The following is a 19,347-nucleotide window of genomic DNA, read 5'->3' as shown; positions in this document are numbered from 1 at the left end:
AAAGTTAGGCAAGGGTAGGAGAATTGGCTGAAATTCAGACTTATATCTATAAAAGCAGTAATGTATCATCTTAAGATTTAAAATGATACTTATTTAATAGTAAGCAGCTGTAAATTCAGCAACTCCATTAAAGCGACTTTACTTCTCAATACAAACCTGATACTCTAATAAGCCATAGCAAGATTTCGTTAGAGTGCGATTTATGAATATGTCAACATTTAAGATCATTAAACAGAACAAACATTCTTTGCAAAAATTTTTACGCCACAAATTTATAAAAAAAGTTTCTATGGAAAATGTCGCTCAAAATATTAAACCATTGGTATTATCTCAGAATAAGATCCCAACCCCAGAAATTAAGAGAGTAATTTCAAACACATCTTCTGATTATTCTAGTGTTAATTTATCAGAATTCTATGAAGTTCCTCCCATCTATACGGCTACCCTGAACAATGTAATTTTTTACCCTAAATATTATTCTTTGTTTACAAAGTCAAGAGAACTTATTTCGCAATCAGTAGGTCATCATAACAATCCTATTAAATCAGAACATTTTAGCTTGAGTAATTTATATTTTGGACGATTAGAAAGATTATCAGGAACCTGTACAATGATCCGTTCTACATTTACTCAGAAAAATCACTATCATTGTCTAATTGATTATATTCCTAGAATTTACTTATTAGATCAACATGAATATAATAACCAGGAAATTAAACTACTTTTATGCAGTCTACCTACTAAAACGGAAAACTTTTTTTTAAAAAAAATGTTACCCGAAAATATCAAACCGATGATTGTCGATCCTAATAAATTATACTCTTTAGAAAGGGTTATTTTTCCTAGCATGATGACGAGTCAAAAAATAGGATATTTACCACCACTCTATGTTGACTACTTAATGTCTAAAGTCGCACCATTACGCAAAAGAAATAAAAAAAATCGCATTTTTATTTCTCGCTCAAAATCTAGAAACCGTCGCATTCTTAATGAAAATGAATTAATGAGTCTGTTAGAAGATTATGGATTTAAAAAATACTATCTAGAAGAGTTGTCTATTGAAGAAGAAATTGAGTTATTTTATGATGCAGAGGCGGTAATATCTCCTCATGGAGCTGGCTTAGCTAATTTAATCTTTTCAAGTAATATTAAGGTATTAGAATTGTTTCCAAAGCCAGAAATTTCCTTTTATTATTATTTTTTATGTAAATCAGTTAATCATGACTATCATTATTGGTCTAATCCTAAAAGTCTTACTAAAGGTCGAAAGAATGAAAACTTTACCGTAAACTTATCAGAGATTTCTAAATACCTAAAAACCTTTTTTTGAGAAGTTGGAATTGAAGGAGTTATGGACTTTATCGTTGATCCACAGAGAATTTTACTTTGATCCAAACTGCTTTCAAGTTGACTGTCTGGTTTTTGTAAACTGAGTTTGATGTAAGCAAATTTATATATAACTTGCCCAAATCAATAGTCTCAAATACCTAATTATATCGTCAAGAAAGGCTCAACTCCGCCCTCCAAACTCCGAACTCAGGTTAACTCATTTCTTGTTTCTTTTCTTTTTTAAGATCCCGACTTCCTGCTGCCGCTAATTCTGCATCCATCAAAGTTTGCCCTGTAGCTGCCAAATAAACATCATCTAGACTAGGACGGGATTGCGCTAAGCTAAAGATGGGTAAGTTAGCCTCTGTTATGGTCTGTTCAATTTTACTCAAGGAATTGCTTCTACTCGTAACAATTAAATTGAGGGAGTTTCCTTGAGAGGGATTAATTATAGTTTCTTCTACAAAAGGCAAGGTTTCTAAAACTTCCTTGGCTTTTTGTGCTTCTGATAAGGTAGCAAATTCCTGGATGCGAAGAGTAACACGATCGCCGCCTAAACGCTCTTTGAGTTGGGAGGGAGTTCCTTTGGCAATAACCTCTCCTCGATTAATAATAGCCACATTGTCCGCTAAAGCATCAATTTCTTCGAGATAGTGACTGGTAATCAAAACGGTTGTACCAGCTTGCTTTAGTTGTTTGAGGAAGTCCCAGACAATAAAGCGACTTTCGATGTCCAACCCCACCGTTGGTTCATCTAAGACTAACACATCGGGTTGATGGAGCAGTCCCGCCGCCAAGTCCAAACGTTTACGGATACCTCCAGAGTAGGTTCCCGTTTTGCGATCGCTGTATTCCTCTATATCTAATAAGCTCAATAACTGTTCTATTCTCTCTTTTGCGCCTTTCTTGGGTAAATGATATAAATCAGCTTGTAATTCCAGCAATTCTCGCCCAGTTAGCATCTTATCTAAGGCAACTTCTTGAGCCACATAACCTAAACGGTTCCTGACGATTTTTGGCTCTTTAAGGGCTGATATTCCTTTTATTTGGATATCACCCCCATCTGGCTTGGCTAGGGTGCATAGGCAACGGATGGTGGTGGTTTTCCCCGATCCATTGGGTCCTAAAAGTCCAAATATTTCTCCTGTTTCGATAGTAAAAGAAATGTTTTTTAGGGCGACAATAGAACCATAATTTTTTTTGAGGGAGTCGATAACAACGATAGGACTATTCATGAATCTAGTTTATTTTAAGATAATGCTTTAATGGGTTTCTGTTTCTGGAAAGTGGGGATTTATTTCTGTTATTTATTAACAAGTTGATTGGTTTTTGTGGCAAACTCTACATCCATATTTGTAATTCCCCCTGCATCGTGGGTAGTTAAATTAATGGTGACACGATTATAAACATTCGACCACTCAGGATGATGTCCCATAGATTCAGCCACCAAGGCAACACTAGTCATAAAACCAAAAGCTTCAACAAAGGATGAAAACTGAAATTGACGATGTAATTTTCCTTCTTTTTCTGTCCATCCTTCTAATTTATCTAAGGCGTTTTTCAATTCTATAGTTGATAATAGATTCACGTTACTCACACTCGTTTCTTTACTAACAACAGCCGTCGCACCCATAGAACCATGAAAAGGGTTAATTTCGCTGCTTAAAATTATAAAACAAACTATCAAAACTAACCAAAATCTTTTCATTTTCTCTACAGATTCTAACAACTCCTTATTTTTTAGGATAGCAAAATACTATGGGACAATCTACAATTGTTTTAAGATAAATATTTTTTTAACTTTTCAAATATGTATTGTCAATTCTTGGATCATGACTAATAAACCCATTGCAGTTGTTTTACTATCAGGAGGCTTAGATTCTGCTACATCAGCAGCGATCGCCATTGATCATGGTTACGAAGTGATTGCCCTTTCCCTGCAATATGGACAGCGACATCAACGGGAGTTGGAGGCAGCTAAAACCGTTGCCCATGATTTGGGAATTACTCAACACTACGTTATGGATGTCAATATGGCTCAGTGGGGAGGTTCATCTTTAACCGATAATGCCCTATCTTTGCCCCAAAGCGGGGTTGATCCCACCCTGATACCCTCAACCTACGTTCCTGGAAGAAACACGGTTTTTATCGCACTGGCCTTATCCTTGGCGGAAGCTAAGGGAGCAACAGCTATTTATTTAGGGATTAACGCCGTAGATTATTCTGGTTATCCCGATTGTCGCCCAGAATACCTCCAAGCCTATCAAACACTCGCCAATCTCTCTTCAAAAGTTGGCATTGAAGGAAAATCCCCCCAATTGGTGGCTCCCTTGATCGAAAAAACCAAAGTTGACATCGTAAAAAAGGCTGTTAGTTTAGGAGTTCCTATATCCAAGACTTGGTCTTGTTACCAAGGAAAGGAAAATCCTTGTGGATTGTGTGATTCTTGTCGTATCCGCGACCGCGCTTTAATCGAAGCAGGATACCCTCATCTAGCTACAGCTAAAGGAAGAGAAATGCAGAGTTGATGGGGTGATAAGAGTGGGGTAAAGCCTATCAAATAAAGGTTTTAGAGTCTGAGCAGTGAGCAGTTATCAGTTATCAGTGACCAGTTATCATATTTCTAATTAAATGGTTAATAGCTTAGCTCTGACAAAAAATCGGGGCATTAGCTTAAAATAAATACAAGAATATGTAAACTTTCGTAACTGAAAAACAAGGTCTAACTAACCGCATGATCTCAACAACCTCTTTCTTTTCCCCCGTAGAAAACGACTTACACCTGTTGACAGACAACCTAAAAAGCCTAGTCGGGGCGCGTCACCCCATCCTTGGAGCCGCGGCTGAACACTTATTTGATGCTGGTGGTAAGCGGGTTCGTCCTGCGATTGTCTTATTAGTCTCACGAGCTACAATGCTAGACCGAGGGATTACTCCTCGTCACCGTAGACTCGCGGAAATCACTGAGATGATCCATACAGCAAGCTTAGTCCACGATGATGTGGTGGATGAAGCTAGTTTACGACGCAATGTGCCAACGGTTAACAGTTTGTTTGATAATCGTATTGCTGTTTTGGCAGGAGATTTTCTTTTTGCTCAATCTTCTTGGTATTTAGCTAATCTGGATAACTTACAAGTGGTTAAGTTACTCTCGGAAGTTATTCGTGACTTTGCCGAAGGAGAGATTTTTCAAGGCATTAATCGCTTTGACACCAGCTTAACCCTAGAGGCTTATTTAGACAAAAGCTATTATAAAACGGCTTCTTTAATGGCTAATAGCGCAAAGTCTGCAGCTATCTTAAGCGACGCTTCTCCTGAAGTCATCGACAGCCTTTATAAGTACGGAAAATATTTGGGATTAGCTTTTCAAATTGTGGATGACATCCTCGATTTTACCTCACCAACAGAGGTACTCGGTAAGCCTTCTGGATCAGATTTAATCAGTGGTAATATTACTGCCCCTGCTTTATTTACGATGGAAGAAACTCCTTATTTAAAAACATTAGTTGAAAGGGAGTTTAGTGAAGAAGGTGACGAAGAAAAAGCTTTGTCTATTGTAGCTGAAAGCCAGGGTATAGAGCGATCGCGAGAATTAGCTTCTTACCATGTACAACTAGCCCTCAAACAGCTAAGTTGTCTCGAACCTTCTCCATATTCTCAGTCCTTAAACGAATTGGTTGACTACGTTGTCAGTCGTCTTTATTAAGGATTTAAACATCGTTTTTGCCTTTAAAACTTTTCTTGTTTAAAAATTGTTTTGAAAAAATTAGGTTAATTAATAAATTTCTTAACCACACCTTGTCACAGGTTGAGGGTGTTTGCTATTTTTAAAAGATTAGCAATCATATACTAAATCTCTTTTAAATTTAAAGTGTCTTACGCCCTTGACTTTGGTACAAGCAATACAGTGATTACTCGTGTCTCCCCCGTGACACAGCAAACCGAAATAGTTAAACTTCGAGGATGCGATCGAGAAGTGGCCAACAATCCTTCTTTAATTCCCAGTTTAATCTATGTTGAAAATGCAAATCGAAATGATGTTTTAGTAGGTCAAGCTGTCTGCGATAAAGGGTTAGATTTGCTTAATGACCCACGCTTTTTTCAGCAATTTAAACGGGGTATTGGAGCGAATATTCAGGGCTTTTTACCAGAGTTAGACCAAAATACTATTACTTTTGAGAAAGTAGGAGAATGGTTTTTAAATACCATCATTGAACAGTTAAAAAATCAATCAACAGATACTATAGATTCCTTAGTTTTAACGGTTCCTGTGGACAGCTTCGAGAGTTATCGTTATTGGTTAAGTAGCGTTTGTCAGGGGTGGAATATTGAAAAAGTTAGACTATTGGATGAACCAACTGCAGCAGCTTTGGGGTACGGAACAACGGAAGAAGAACTACTATTAGTTTTAGATTTTGGTGGGGGAACCGTTGATTTATCTTTGGTTAAGTTGGACAAAGAAAATACCAAGAAAAATCAAGGTTTTATCTTAAAATGGGGTCAAAATTTACTGGGGGAAAGTCAAAGTCAAAAACCTAAAGTAGCTCGTATTTTAGCTAAAGCAGGGACTAATTTAGGGGGTTCGGATATCGATAACTGGCTAATTAACTACTTTTCCAAAACTCAAAATATTCCTGTTTCTTCTTTGACAATGAGGTTAGCAGAAAAATTAAAGATTAAGTTATCTTCGCAGGCAAAAGCTAACGAGGTTTATTTTAACGATGAAACCTTGGATAGTTACGAGTTAGCATTAGATACAAATAGTTTTGAAAAGATTTTACAAGAGGAGAAATTTTTTGATAAATTGGATGAGTTGATGACCCAAGTTTTGCAACAAGCGAGACGGAATGGTGTTGAGAAAAAGGATATTGATGGTATTTTATTGGTAGGGGGAAGTGTACAAATTCCTGCCGTACAAACTTGGGTTAAACAGTATTTTGATGAGAAGAAAATAAAATGCGATCGCCCTTTTTCTGCTATTGCTGAAGGTGCCTTAAAACTAGACCAAGGATTTGAGGTTCAGGACTTCCTATATCACAGTTATGGTATTAGATATTGGAACCGTCGTAAAAACTGTCACAGTTGGCATTCTATCATTAAATCAGGGCAGTTTTATCCCATGAATGAACCCATAGAAATTAAGTTGGGTGCATCCATCGAAAATCAACCTAGTATTGAGTTAATTATAGGGGAATTAGGGTCAGAAACAGGGGGAACAGAAGTGTATTTTGATGGGGATAGGTTAGTAACTCGTTCGTTAGCAAACAATCAAAACAATGTCCAAGCTTTAAATGATAAAGATGGGGCAAGAACTTTAGCTAAATTAGAGCCTTTGGGGATGCCTGGAAGTGATAGAATTAAGTTAAAATTTTGGGTGGATGAACAACGATTTTTAAGGGTAACAGTTGACGATTTATTGACACAAAATAGTTTAGTTGAAAATCAGATCGTAGCAGAATTAAGCTAGTGTGATTTATGTATCCGATGGTCAATTCTATATAGTAATTAGGAGTGATTCATGAGATATCTTTTTGATAAGTTATCATTCTAACTCCTAAAACCAAACTCAGGTTTATTTAATGCCAATTTTTAGATAACCTACATCTAAAGCTTGTTTGCAAGAAAAAGGGGGAGATTGCGGAAACCTATCTAACATATCTAAAAGTATTCCTGTTTCTTGCTGTGCTAGTTCACGTACTTCAGAGTAAAATTCACCATAAACTTCTTCAAAAATTTCTTCACAATAAGATTCAGTATTAGTCTTTGTGTCAAAATCCCTGTATAAGTTTTCTCGGTGTTCTCTTATGGAACGAACTAACGCTTTAGCATTCCATGTTGGTAAAAACATCACCAATAATAATTCAAGGGGTTTTAAGAACTCAAGATTTTCACGACTTCTTAGAAAAGCTAATATGCAAAATTGGGATGATATCTTATACTTTTCAGAATCTTTTTTTTGTTGTGATTCTTGATAGTTCAAATAGTCATATAGAAAAAGTCCAATAATTACTCTTTTAAGATTCTCTTTACAACTAATTTTTAGGTAATCTTCATGTAAAGCGTCTTCAAAATCAAAAGGGGCAGATTCATATTCTGGAAACTTATCTAAAGATGGTTCTGTTTTTGTACTTGCTAGTTTACGCGCTTCAGAATAAACTACACGAAAAATTTCTTCCTTTTCACAATAGTCTTTTAACTTAGGACTTGTTTGAAAATCATACTCTAAGTTTTGTCGGTATTTCTTAATTGAATCAACCAAAGCTTGATAAGCTTTTTTTGCTCCAGGTTTTTGATAGGTATATTTAAGAAGTTCGACAATTAGTCTTTTAAGATTCTCTTTACTACTAATTTCTAGATAATCTTTGTGTAAAGCTTCTTCAAAATTAAAAGGGGCAGATTCATATTCTGGAAACTCATGTAAAGACAGTTCTGTTTTTGTACTTGCTAGTTTACGCGCTTCAGAATAAACATCACTAAAAATTCTTTGACAATATTTTTTTAAACTAGAATTTGTTTTAAAATCAGTTTTCAAATCATCCTTTATTTTCAAATCATCCTTTAATTTTTGTCGGTGTTCATTAATTGAATTGGCCAAAGCTTGATGAGCTTTTCTTGGTTCAGGTTTTTGATAGGTATACTGAAGAAGTCCTGCAATAACTTTTTTGAGATTATCTTTAGTTTCGTTTTCTTTCTTTTCTTTTAAATTTTTAACATTTTTTGATAATTCATTCAATAACTTATTCCAGTCCAGGTTATTTTCATCTATTGCTTTTATGTCTGGCATTAGCTCAATAAAGGTTTCTAAGCCTGAGTAATAATCAGTTGTATCGTCTTTCTTTTCATCTTTACCCTTTTCAGCCAATAATTTAAAATATTGCTGAAAATATTGAAATGATCTTTCTTTTCTTACTTTATTGAAGCGATTAATAATTTCTTCTACTTCTGTTACTCTTTCCCATTTATGTAATATTTCAAATGCTTTTTTTAATTGTCTTAAATTTCCCAGAATGTCTTCAATAAATTGTGCCTTCATCTCTTTAGTATCTGATAAATATTTATTTTTTAAGATATCATTAATTATATTTTGCCTGTAGTTACTACACTCAGATAACCAGAATAAAATACATCTTTGTTTATTACTTAAAAATTCTTCCTCCTTTAGAGTTTTAATAATATTTTTTTGAGCATAATTACGTTTTGATTTTGCGTTCGCCTCCAGAAACAAGTAACAAATTTCACGACTATCTTTATTATTTATATCCCCACAAATGGAATTGGTAAGTTTTTTCCCATTGGCATTTTTTAATAAGTCTGATTTATCTAGAATATCTTGTAAGTATTCCCGTAATGCCATCAAAATAAAGGCAATTTGGGCAGTAATAAATATTCCTAGATAAGAAATTATTAATTGACTATTGGTAGAAATTATTGATTCACTATTGCTGCTTTTTATTCTCTCAGTATCCCTATTCTTCTGATCCGTTGTATCCCCATTGTCCTGATCCGTTCTCTCTATTTCATCTATCACAGATGGATCAGCATATCTTAAAATAAAGTCACTATTTAATTGAACCTGATCTGCTTGGAAATTTTCAATATCAGTTAATAATGGTAAGGTTAAAGATTGACCAAAATATTGTAAAGAATTTTCTATCTGGTTTTCTAAATTTAGTTCTTTCATATACTCATCATGAACTTTTAGATACTTATCATGAGCTTTTAGATACTCATCATGATTTTCTATATATGTATTATGATTTGGATTGTTTTCAGCCTTATCTTGAGGATTCGAGTTTATGTACTTCTTATGAGCTTGTAGATACTTATCATGAGCTGTTTTCTGATTACTATAATTTGTTTCAATTTTCTTATATATTTTTTCAATGTCCTTATAAAATTCCGTACGCTTCACATCACATGGAGGATTTGTCAAATCACATCTAATTGTTGCTACGGATTTATATAAAATATTGTGATACCAGATAATGCAAGCAAAACAGATTCCAATTAAGAAAAAAGGAATAAACTTAAATGCAGTTTTTATTTCTTTAGCAAGGCCAACATCAGCACCATTTAATTCATTATGAAACATCCACCAAGCTAGTCGGTGACGAGCATAAAAACAAAACGCAAGAATTAAAAAACAAAATAAACTGGTATAGATAGGTAAAAATTGGTTATGAACTTCAAATATAGGAATAACTTCAAACTGTTTAAAAACAAGAGGAAGCATTGCTGCAACGATAGTAGAAACAGTTATAAACCTTTTAAACAAGACAGCAAAATTCCAAAACCGATTCTTCTTATTATCCTTATCGCCAGAATTAATCATAGTGTTTTATTTAAATTACACTTGAGTTACCTAATCAGTATCTTAAAATAAATTGTGTTCTAATAAGAAGAATTTTTATTTAATTTTATTGCTAATGTAAAACCTAATTGACATATAAATTAATAAACACTGGTAATTTTATTTTGTAGTTCAGGATTCTTTTTAATCAGTCTCTTAAAAGCTGGTCTAAAATAAATATTGTAAAAATTACTTGCCTCTAATAAAATTAATTTTTGCTTAATTTTATTTCCAATCTATTGATACATAAATTAATAATAGGAATCACCATATTAGAGAAAACTTATGCAACCCAGACAAGAACTTAATTCTATTGTTGTTACCGCCGAACAAATGGCGAACATTGAGGGGAAAATTTTTCAAGCAGGTATGCCGGTAGCTGCTTTAATGGAGAAAGCCACCCTGTTAACCTTCCAACGCATTCAACAGCGTTATCCTCTTCATACTGTTGACAAAATTGGGGTATTAGTGGGTCCAGGTCATAATGGAGGGGATGCTTTGGTTATTGCCAGGGAATTCCATTTACAAGGCTATGATGTTTGTGTCTATTCTCCCTTTACCAAACTAAAAGAGTTAACCCAAAAACACGCCGACTATGCCCATAGTTTGGGTATTCCTTATCATAGCGATCTCGAATCATTAAAGCATTGTCAATTGATTATTGATGGTTTATTTGGCTTTGGACTTAAGCGATCGCTTTCTGGTAATCTAGCTATGGATGTTGATCGTCTCAATGAATGGTCTATCCCTGTGGTGAGTGTGGATATTCCTTCTGGTTTACACACCGATACAGGAGAAGTTCTGGGAACAGCAGTAAAAGCGACTCATAGTTTCTGTCTGGGTTTATGGAAGCCTGTTTATTTTCAGGATCAAGCTTTGGCTTACACTGGTATTGCTGAAAGAATAGATTTTGGTATTCCCCTGAGAGATATTTACTCAATTATTCCTCAACCCACTCCCCTACAACTTTTAAACAAAACCCTAGCACTAGGGTTTTTACCCATACCCCGTCCCCAACTAACCCATAAGTACCAACAAGGTCATTTGTTGCTCATTGCAGGTTCCCATCGCTACGCAGGGGCAAGTATTTTGAGCAGTTTAGGAGCAAAAGCAAGCGGTGTGGGAATGTTATCGGTTGCGGTTCCTGAGTCCTTAAAATCTTTGCTTATTAGCCACATCCCTGATGGTTTAGTGATTGATTGTCCTGTCTCGGAAAAGGGGGCGGTTGCCTTATTGCCCCCACTTGCAACAGACTTCGCTTCCTATGATATCATTGCCTGCGGTCCAGGGTTAACCACAGACGCTATAAAAGTTGTCACAATGGTGTTAAAAGCACAATGCCCTCTAATTTTAGATGCAGACGCACTGAACATCTTGGCCCAGTTAGGAACAGTAAAAGCTCTATCTCAACGGCAAAGTGCTACAATTCTAACTCCCCATTTAGGAGAGTTTAAACGTCTGTTTCCTGATATTCATAATCCAGAAAAGGATAGAATAACGGCGGCTAAACGGGCGGCTAATCAAAGTGGGGCGATTATTTTACTGAAAGGAGCAAAAACCATTATTGCTAATCCTAAAGGGAAAGTTTGGATTATTCCCGAAAGTACCCCGGCACTAGCGAGAGGGGGTAGTGGGGATGTTTTAACTGGTTTGATGGGGGGACTAATAGCCCAAAACAAGACCGTTGAGCATCCAATAGAGGGGATGGTAGCAACGGCAGCTTGGTGGCACGCTCAGGCTGCTATTGTAGCGGCGAGAGAACGTAGTGAGTTAGGGGTTGACGCAGTTACTCTTTGCCAGTATCTTCATCGTATTGTTGAGAAAAGATAGGAACTAGAGAGGGACTGGGATACCAGGAGAATGAAAAATTCACCGAGGATCACTGATAATTAACTTCACCCCGTCCCCTACCATTAAGGTTTGTTTTGTTCTAGCATTCCTACACCAGAATAACTGTTGTAAGACAGGTTAGGCTTGGGGGTTTTTTGAATGTCCTCTTTGATTTGATCGAGATCAATATAGCGATCGGCCACGTTGATTAAACTATCGCTAGTCATAGAGCGCAAGCTAACAACTTCGATGCGCGCGCCGCGATAACTTACGGAGTCTGCCGCATAAGCCAAGTCTCCGTCTCCACTAACGATAATAGCAGTATCGTAAGACCCTACCAAGGCCATCAAATCAACGGCTATTTCCACATCCAAATTAGCTTTTTTTGAACCATCCGGTAACTGTACCAAGTCTTTGGCAATAACCCGATAACCATTACGTCTCATCCACAACAAAAACCCCTGTTGTTTTTCGTTGGTGCGATCGACTCCTGTGTAGAAAAAGGCTCTAAGCAGACGAGATCCTTCAGTTAAGCGATAAAGTAACTTAGTATAGTCAATTTCAATACCTAGTTGTAATGCCGCATAAAATAGGTTGGAACCATCGATAAAAATGGCTACTCTACCTCGATTTTCTAAGACTTGTTCTGGGGAAAAGATCGAATCATCATCAAAGTCATCATACATTGTTGTTAAGCCTCGTTGCTCGTCAAAAAAGGACGGACTATGAAAATTATTAGTGAGTTCAGGTTTGTATTTCATCGTAAAATAGTGGTTGTTTTCAATGCAAAAATAGAAAAAATGTTAATTTTTTCATTTGTTAAGGGTTCTCTTCTAGAGGAAGATCGAGTTTAGCAAAAATGGGTTGAGGTTTGGTCAATTCGGAATTAACCTTTAGTTTCCCCCATTGGCTATGATGAGTAAAAGGAATAACTTGGTTCAGGCGATCGCTTTGATTAAAGTCTACAGGAAAACCAAGTTGCTGATAGATTTTGCTACTCAGGTTAGGAATAATGGGAGCTAATAAATAGGCAGCAAGACGCACTGATTCTAGCACTCCATACAAAATCTTTTCTACTTCGGCCTGTTTTCCTTCTTTAAACAAACGCCACGGGGCCTGTTCATCGATAAATTTATTCCCTGCTCTAATTAAGGTTAAAATCTCCTCACATCCCTCGTTAAATTTGAGGGTTTCATAGGCTTTCATTACCTTTTCCCCTAGATTTAAGCCTATGGTTTTTAGGGGGTATTCTTGGGGTAATTCTGTTGCTGTAATCGGCGGCAATGACCCTTTACAATATTTATTGGTCATGCCTAAGGTTCGGTTGAGCAAATTGCCTAAATCATTAGCGAGATCGGCGTTAAGAATGTTAACAAAACGAGTCTCGTTAAAGTCGCCATCTTTTCCACATTCTATCTCTTTTAAGAAATAGTAGCGCACTGCGTCGGCACCATATTTATCCACTAAGTCAAAAGGATCTAATGTATTTCCTAGGCTTTTGCCCATTTTATGCCCATCTTTTGTCAAAAAACCATGACCAAAAACTTTCTCTGGCAAAGGTAATTTTGCTGACATTAACATGGCTGGCCAATAAATAGCATGGAAGCGTAAAATATCTTTACCAATTAAATGCAAATTGATGGGCCACCAAGCGGATAAAGCATTATTTAGGGTTGGTTCATCCTCCGGTTTTAGTAAGGCTGTCACGTAACCTAAAAGGGCATCAAACCAAACATAAATGGTATGATTAGGATCGTTGGGGATAGGAAAACCCCACTCTACATTGACGCGAGATATGGAAAAGTCTTGTAAGCCTTGATTAATGAAATTTAAAATTTCGTTGCGGCGAGTATCTGGCTCGATGAATTGGGGATTATTCTCGTAAAGTTCTTCTAATTCTCTTTGATATCGAGACAATTTGAAGAAATAGTTTTCTTCGTCTCGCCATTCTGCTTTTTTGTTGGTATGAATGGGACAACAACCGTTTTCTAATAATTCTCGTTTTTCTTTAAATTCTTCGCAAGCAACACAATACCAACCTTGTTGTTGAGCTAAATAAATGTCTCCATTCTCCCAAACTCTTTCAAAAAATTCCTTAACAATAAATTCATGTTTCTCTGCGGTGGTACGACTGAAGCGATCCCATTGAATATCTAATTTTTCCCATAACGCTTCAAAACTGCCTACAATTTCGTCGCAATGCTTTTGGGGGGGTAATCCTTTCTCTTCGGCGGTTCGCTGTATTTTTTGCCCATGTTCATCTGTCCCTGTGATTAATAGCACCTCTTCTCCTGTTAATCGTCTATAACGAGCAATAACATCGGCGATAATGGTGGTATAGGCACTACCAATATGGGGAACTCCGTTAACGTAATATAGTGGTGTGGTTAAAGCAAATTTTTTCGGCTTGGTTGTTTCTGAAGTCATTTAAACTAAGGGGTTTTTAATTCAGATTATCTTTGAAATCCAATTTAACGGAGGACAATGACAATATTTGCTAAGGAGTAATTTTAGCCATTTTCTTGTGTATCATCCTTTAATTATTAACTCAATTGTATCCCTAGCCAATAAAAATAATCTTAAGACCCTTATATTAAGACATTTTAAGTAGTAGTAAATAATTCTAAATTTAATGAATATTTTTTGCTGAAACTTCTGATTCGGTGATTTAGGGCGAAAAGTTAAAAATAAGAAAATTTTCCCTAAGTTCTGCTAAAATGATCTTTGAAACAAGGAGAGGTGGCAGAGTGGTCGAACGCGCCCGACTTGAAATCGGGTTTGGTTAATAGCCAACGTGGGTTCGAATCCCACCCTCTCCGCTCTTTTGGTTAGCTGTTTAAGACTTTAGTACATAGATAAAGGGAAGAGGGGACTTCTACTTCCCTCTTCCCTCAGACTAACTAAACAGCTTGGGGTTGTCCTTCTCGTTGGAACTGGAATAGAGAATAAACCACGTTGCGACGAATATCGATCATCATCTCTAAAAACATTTCGTACCCTTCCTGTTTATATTCAATGAGAGGGTCTTTTTGTCCATAACCTCGTAAACCAATAGACTCCCGTAACGCATCCATGGACTGTAAATGTTCGCGCCAGAGGGTATCTATTTGTTGCAGAATAAAAAAGCGTTCTGCTTCTCGCATCAAACCAGGACGCACTTTATCTACCTCGTCTTCTTTGATGTCATAAGCTTTCCGAACTTCCTCATGGAGAAAAATTTTCATCTCTGGTACGGTCATATCTTCCATATCCTTAGCGGTGATGTCTTCGAGGAGATAGACAAACTCTTTGACCTTACTCACTAAGTTTTCTACGTCCCATTCTTCGGGGGGTAACTCTGGGTTAACGTAAGCATCGACGATTTCATCCATAGTCTTTTCTGCGTATTGCAAAACTTGCTCTTTGAGGTCTAACCCTTCTAATACCCTTCTCCGTTCGGCATAAATAGCTCTTCTTTGGTTGTTCATCACCTCATCGTACTCAAACACCTGTTTACGGGTGTCATAGTAGAAGGTCTCAACTTTTTTCTGGGCCCCTTCTAGGGAACGGGTGAGCATTTTGGACTCGATAGGCATATCTTCTTCCACGCGGAAAGCATCCATTAACCCGGCTACGCGATCCCCTCCAAAAATTCTCAGTAAGTTATCTTCTAAACTTAAGAAAAATTTGGTAGACCCCGGATCGCCTTGTCGTCCCGCTCTTCCCCGTAACTGGTTATCAATACGACGGGACTCGTGACGTTCGGTAGCAATAACATGAAGTCCTCCCAAATCGATTACTTGATCGTGTTCTTTATCGGTAAATGCGTCGTACTCTTCACGAATGGCTTTATAAACTTCCCGTAATTTTTCAACCACAGGGTCATCGGTGGGAGCATTTTCGGAAGCGATGGCAATTTTTTCTTCTGCTTCTAGTTCCGACAGACTTTGCAACCCATATTCATCAACCGCAAATTTTACGGCCGTTTTGAGCAGAGTGTCGGTTTCTGGGGAAAGTTGGGTAGGAAAAATATCCGCAGAGGGTTGCCATTTTTTCTTTTCACTTTCTTTGCCAAAACCTTGGGGACGACTATTATTCGCCGTCCCACCTGCCATGAGACTATCATCTTCTGGCATAACAATTTGAGGCATGAGGTATTCTCTAATTTTTAGCCGGGCCATGTAATCAGAGTTCCCTCCCAGGATAATATCTGTTCCTCTTCCTGCCATGTTAGTAGCGATGGTAACAGCTTGTTTGCGTCCTGCTTGAGCAACGATTTCTGATTCCCTTTCTACGTTTTCTGGACGAGCATTAAGAATATCGTGGGGAATGTTACTTTCTTGTAGTAGGTGGGAGATTACTTCTGATTTTTCTACGCTAGTGGTACCCACGAGAATAGGGCGACCTTCTTGGTACATTTCTTCTACTTCTGTCGCTACAGCTTTCCATTTAGCGAGTTCATTTTTGTAAACCACATCGGCATAATCGTAGCGTTGAGGGGGACGGTTGGTGGGAACGATGGTAACTTGCAGATTATAGACTTTTTCTAGTTCTGTTTCTTCGGTCTTAGCGGTTCCGGTCATTCCTGAGAGCTTGTTATACAACAGGAAGAAGTTTTGATAGGTAATGGTGGCAAGGGTTTGGGTTTCTCTTTGAATGGGAACTCCCTCTTTAGCTTCGATGGCTTGATGCAGTCCGTCACTCCATCGTCTTCCTGCTAGAACTCGACCGGTGAATTCATCGACAATGACCACTTCTTTGTTCTTAACGATGTAGTTAACGTCTTTGGTAAATAATTCTTTGGCTTTGATGGCGTTAAAAATATAATGGGCCCAAGGGTTTTCTTGGTCGTAAAGATCGGTTACTCCTAACAATTGTTCTGCTTTTTCAAACCCTTGATCTGTCATTAAAACGTTGCGAGCTTTTTCATCTACTTCATACTCTTTTGGTATTTCTTCGTCTTCTTGTTTTTCTAAATTTTCGGCAATTTTGGCGGCTTTAATATATTTTTCTGTGGGTCTTTCTACTTGACCTGAAATAATTAATGGGGTACGGGCTTCGTCGATTAAAATGGAGTCAACCTCGTCAATAATGCAATAATTGGGGGGTCTTTGTACAACTTCGGCCATAGCGGTGGCCATATTGTCCCGTAAATAATCAAATCCTAGTTCGCTGTTGGTAGTGTAGGTGACATCGCAAGCATAGTTCTTCTTGCGTTCTTCTGGGTTCATCCCCGACTGGATAAGTCCTACAGTTAAGCCGAGAAAACGATGTACTTGTCCCATCCATTCTGCATCTCGACGGGCTAGGTAGTCGTTGACGGTGACAATATGAACCCCTTTGCCTGTGAGTCCGTTGAGATATGCAGGTAAAGTAGCTACCAGGGTTTTTCCTTCCCCTGTCTTCATCTCAGCAATTTGCCCTTGATGGAGTACCATTCCCCCCATTAGCTGTACGTCGAAGTGACGCATCCCTAAGACTCTTTTTCCTGCCTCTCGGACAACGGCGAATGCTTCTGGCAGAATTTCTTCTAAAATGTCCTCTGTTTCTTCGTCGTTGTTAGCTTTATCCAACATTTCCCGAAATTCAACGGTTTTTTTCCTTAATTGTTCGTCAGATAACCCTTGAATATCTTCTTCAAGCAAGTTAATCTCTGCGACAATGGGCTGTAATTTTTTGATTTTGCGGGTGTTAGGGTCACCAAATAGAGCTTTAAGCATAAGGTATCGTTTTATTCTTTATTTTAATGGTACTTCTGATGGGCTTGAGGGGGACAACATATTTTCTATCTATACTTTGTTTTTGATAGTTTTTATGTCCTCCCCCTACTTATGAGCAATTTTCTAACCACAGATATATATCTTAATATTTTTCCTCATGTTTTGAGTCATCTGGATGTTTCTGCTCTCTTTGAAAATATTAGTTTTATTTATTGTTCGTCACAATTAAAATCACAAATAACAATGTGAGAATCAACTTCGTCAACAGATCGTTTTTCTTGATTTTTCTAAAATTTGACTGAAAATCAATACTTGAATTTTTGTAAATTTTCAGATATACTAATTTGGGAATAGCATGGCACACTTGCGTCTAAAATTAGCGAACATTGCAGATAAAGTAATCTGCTACATGACTTTTACCTTTACTCGCAGGGAGATGCTGATAAAATACCATCAAATTTTTGATATTCAGATAAATAGTTTTGAAGCAGAGTAAACTGAGACTGATTGAGACGATAATAGATCCAACGACCCTCCTGACGCGCTTGAACCAATTGAGCATCTTTCAGGTTTTTCAGGTGAAAAGAGAGCTTAGATTGATTAACATCTAATTCTTTACAGAGATCGCAGACACATAATTCTTGACCTTTTAGTAATGCCAAAACCTTGAGGCGAATGGGATCAGATAACGCCCGAAAACCCAGTAAAATGATTGACGAATTGTGAGGGGTTGCGATTGCCATCGATGAATAGTCAACATTAAGGTTATTTTCTTATGATAGAGCAAGACACAACAACCGATCGCTAAACTTTATGGCTCGTCAACGCTCAAAATCCGATTTACCTACAAAAATATGTCCTGTTTGTGGCCTTTCCTTTACGTGGAGAAAAAAATGGGCCAGGTGTTGGGATGATGTAAAATACTGCTCCGAACGATGTCGCAGAAGACGCTCTCAAGTAGGGGATAAAAATTAATGACCACAACCCAACCTAAACTTATCATTCACGGTGGTGCCAGTTCACTAAACGATAAAGGGGGTTTAGCCAAAGTTCGCACCTCTTTAAACAGTATTGTCAGGGAAGTTTATCAGTTATTGAACAACGGAGGAACGGCAGTAGACGCAGTGGTTAGGGGTTGTCAGTTACTAGAAAATGAACCCAGTTTCAACGCAGGAACCGGATCGGTGTTACAATCCGATGGTCAAATCCGTATGAGTGCGTCTCTCATGGAAGGTTTGAGTCAAACCTTTAGCGGTGTAATTAACATCTCCCGTGTCAAAAATCCTATTGAGTTGGCTAAATATTTGCAAAGCCAAAGCGATCGCATTCTTTCTGACATGGGGGCAGCAGAATTAGCTAGAGAATTAAACATCCCCATATATGACCCCTTAACGGAGTTTCGTGCCACAGAATGGATAGAAGAGTGGAAAGACGATTTTCAGGGCAAAATGGGGCGTTTATTCGCCAGTACAGAATCTTCTGAAGCACGACGGGGAACTATTGGTGTGGTTGCGTTGGATAGTCAGGGAAAAATTGCTGCCGGCACTTCTACGGGAGGAAAAGGGTTAGAAAGAATTGGTCGAGTGAGCGATTCAGCGATGCCAGCAGGTAATTATGCCACCGAAGAAGCAGGGGTTAGTTGTACCGGTGTGGGGGAAGATATTGTCAACGAATGTTTAGCCGCACGGGTGGTTATTCGAGTGGGGGATGGTTTATCTTTGCCCGATGCCATGCAGAAATCGATGGAAGAATGTAAAAAACGGGATCGAGACTTGGGAGCGATCGCGTTGGACTACAATGGGGTGATTAGTTGGGGAAAAACCAGCGAAGTTTTATTAGCAGCTTATCATAATGGATCAACTATCGGGGATACTTTAGAATGGCAAACAGAAGAATTGATGGGGTATTGTTAAACGGATAAAAATTAAGAAACACCCACTAAGGGAGAAAAGTCTTTTTTGTCATGGACTCGATCCACTTAGGTTTGGCAAGAATGTTAATAACAAGTAAACTATCAGAAACTTCAACAATTGTCGAGGCAGGCTTTCACCATGTTAACACTGACAGTTCTACATAAAAGTCTTAATGTATCTTCTCAAAAAGCCAGGGGTCACTCGCTGCGAAAACTTAGGCCAAACA

Annotated in this window: 14 protein-coding genes and 1 tRNA gene; 8 read left to right on the top strand and 7 right to left on the bottom strand. The window is 37.7% G+C overall.

Annotated elements, in window-relative coordinates; translation table 11 throughout:
• The first annotated feature begins 289 nt into the window (after window positions 1–289).
• Entirely contained in the window at window positions 290–1,330 is a 1,041-nt protein-coding gene (locus P9B04_RS11530) for a glycosyltransferase family 61 protein (protein WP_342055133.1), read from the top strand.
• Between the two features lie 211 nt (window positions 1,331–1,541).
• Here P9B04_RS11530 and P9B04_RS11525 read toward each other — a convergent pair whose 3' ends face one another.
• Complete coding sequence (locus P9B04_RS11525; RefSeq protein ID WP_342055132.1) at window positions 1,542–2,564, bottom strand: ABC transporter ATP-binding protein; 1,023 nt, start codon at window positions 2,562–2,564, stop codon at window positions 1,542–1,544.
• A 68-nt stretch (window positions 2,565–2,632) separates the two neighbouring features.
• Window positions 2,633–3,037: a 4a-hydroxytetrahydrobiopterin dehydratase gene (locus P9B04_RS11520; RefSeq protein ID WP_342055131.1), complete on the bottom strand. Its 405-nt coding sequence runs from the start codon at window positions 3,035–3,037 to the stop codon at window positions 2,633–2,635.
• 124 nt (window positions 3,038–3,161) lie between these two features.
• Between P9B04_RS11520 and queC the strand changes: the two genes are divergently transcribed.
• The 3 genes from queC (at window position 3,162) to P9B04_RS11505 (ending at window position 6,796) form a co-directional block, all read left to right on the top strand.
• Window positions 3,162–3,857 (top strand): 7-cyano-7-deazaguanine synthase QueC, encoded by a 696-nt coding sequence (gene queC / locus P9B04_RS11515; protein WP_342055130.1) that lies wholly within the window; start codon window positions 3,162–3,164, stop codon window positions 3,855–3,857.
• A gap of 206 nt (window positions 3,858–4,063) precedes the next feature.
• A complete protein-coding gene (gene sds / locus P9B04_RS11510) occupies window positions 4,064–5,035 on the top strand; it encodes a solanesyl diphosphate synthase (RefSeq protein ID WP_342055129.1) in 972 nt (323 codons plus the stop codon).
• A gap of 165 nt (window positions 5,036–5,200) precedes the next feature.
• Window positions 5,201–6,796, top strand: a complete 1,596-nt coding sequence (locus P9B04_RS11505; RefSeq protein WP_342055128.1) for an Hsp70 family protein — start codon at window positions 5,201–5,203, stop codon at window positions 6,794–6,796.
• A gap of 105 nt (window positions 6,797–6,901) precedes the next feature.
• Here the strand turns inward: P9B04_RS11505 and P9B04_RS11500 are convergent, their stop codons facing one another.
• On the bottom strand, window positions 6,902–9,661 hold the full coding sequence (locus tag P9B04_RS11500; RefSeq protein WP_342055127.1) for a DUF29 family protein: 2,760 nt from the start codon (window positions 9,659–9,661) through the stop codon (window positions 6,902–6,904).
• Window positions 9,662–9,964: 303 nt separating this feature from the next.
• On the opposite strand from P9B04_RS11500, the gene P9B04_RS11495 reads away from it, so the two are divergent.
• Window positions 9,965–11,509 carry an NAD(P)H-hydrate dehydratase gene (locus P9B04_RS11495; protein ID WP_342055126.1) on the top strand — a complete coding sequence of 515 codons (1,545 nt, stop codon included), beginning with the start codon at window positions 9,965–9,967 and terminating at the stop codon, window positions 11,507–11,509.
• Between the two features lie 83 nt (window positions 11,510–11,592).
• Here P9B04_RS11495 and P9B04_RS11490 read toward each other — a convergent pair whose 3' ends face one another.
• The gene (locus P9B04_RS11490; RefSeq protein WP_342055146.1) at window positions 11,593–12,195 is read right to left on the bottom strand and encodes a LabA-like NYN domain-containing protein; all 603 of its coding nucleotides are present in this window, start codon (window positions 12,193–12,195) and stop codon (window positions 11,593–11,595) included.
• Between the two features lie 133 nt (window positions 12,196–12,328).
• Window positions 12,329–13,936, bottom strand: coding sequence for a methionine--tRNA ligase (gene metG / locus P9B04_RS11485; protein ID WP_342055125.1), 1,608 nt, complete (start codon window positions 13,934–13,936; stop codon window positions 12,329–12,331).
• A gap of 306 nt (window positions 13,937–14,242) precedes the next feature.
• On the opposite strand from metG, the gene P9B04_RS11480 reads away from it, so the two are divergent.
• Window positions 14,243–14,328: transfer RNA gene (locus P9B04_RS11480), tRNA-Ser, on the top strand.
• An 81-nt stretch (window positions 14,329–14,409) separates the two neighbouring features.
• Here P9B04_RS11480 and secA read toward each other — a convergent pair.
• The gene (gene secA, locus P9B04_RS11475) at window positions 14,410–17,208 is read right to left on the bottom strand and encodes a preprotein translocase subunit SecA (protein WP_342055124.1); all 2,799 of its coding nucleotides are present in this window, start codon (window positions 17,206–17,208) and stop codon (window positions 14,410–14,412) included.
• Between the two features lie 422 nt (window positions 17,209–17,630).
• A complete protein-coding gene (locus P9B04_RS11470; RefSeq protein WP_342055123.1) occupies window positions 17,631–17,951 on the bottom strand; it encodes an ArsR/SmtB family transcription factor in 321 nt (106 codons plus the stop codon).
• Between the two features lie 70 nt (window positions 17,952–18,021).
• Between P9B04_RS11470 and P9B04_RS11465 the strand changes: the two genes are divergently transcribed.
• On the top strand, window positions 18,022–18,183 hold the full coding sequence (locus tag P9B04_RS11465) for a DUF2256 domain-containing protein (protein WP_342055122.1): 162 nt from the start codon (window positions 18,022–18,024) through the stop codon (window positions 18,181–18,183).
• On the top strand, window positions 18,183–19,121 hold the full coding sequence (locus P9B04_RS11460; protein WP_342055121.1) for an isoaspartyl peptidase/L-asparaginase: 939 nt from the start codon (window positions 18,183–18,185) through the stop codon (window positions 19,119–19,121). The genes P9B04_RS11465 and P9B04_RS11460 overlap by 1 nt, the downstream gene beginning before the upstream one ends.
• Window positions 19,122–19,347 lie beyond the last annotated feature (226 nt).

The organism is Crocosphaera sp. Alani8 (genome assembly GCF_038442745.1).
Taxonomy (GTDB): Bacteria; Cyanobacteriota; Cyanobacteriia; order Cyanobacteriales; family Microcystaceae; genus Crocosphaera.
Note: the sequence above shows the minus strand (reverse complement) of the source record. Positions and strands in the feature narration are given on the sequence as shown.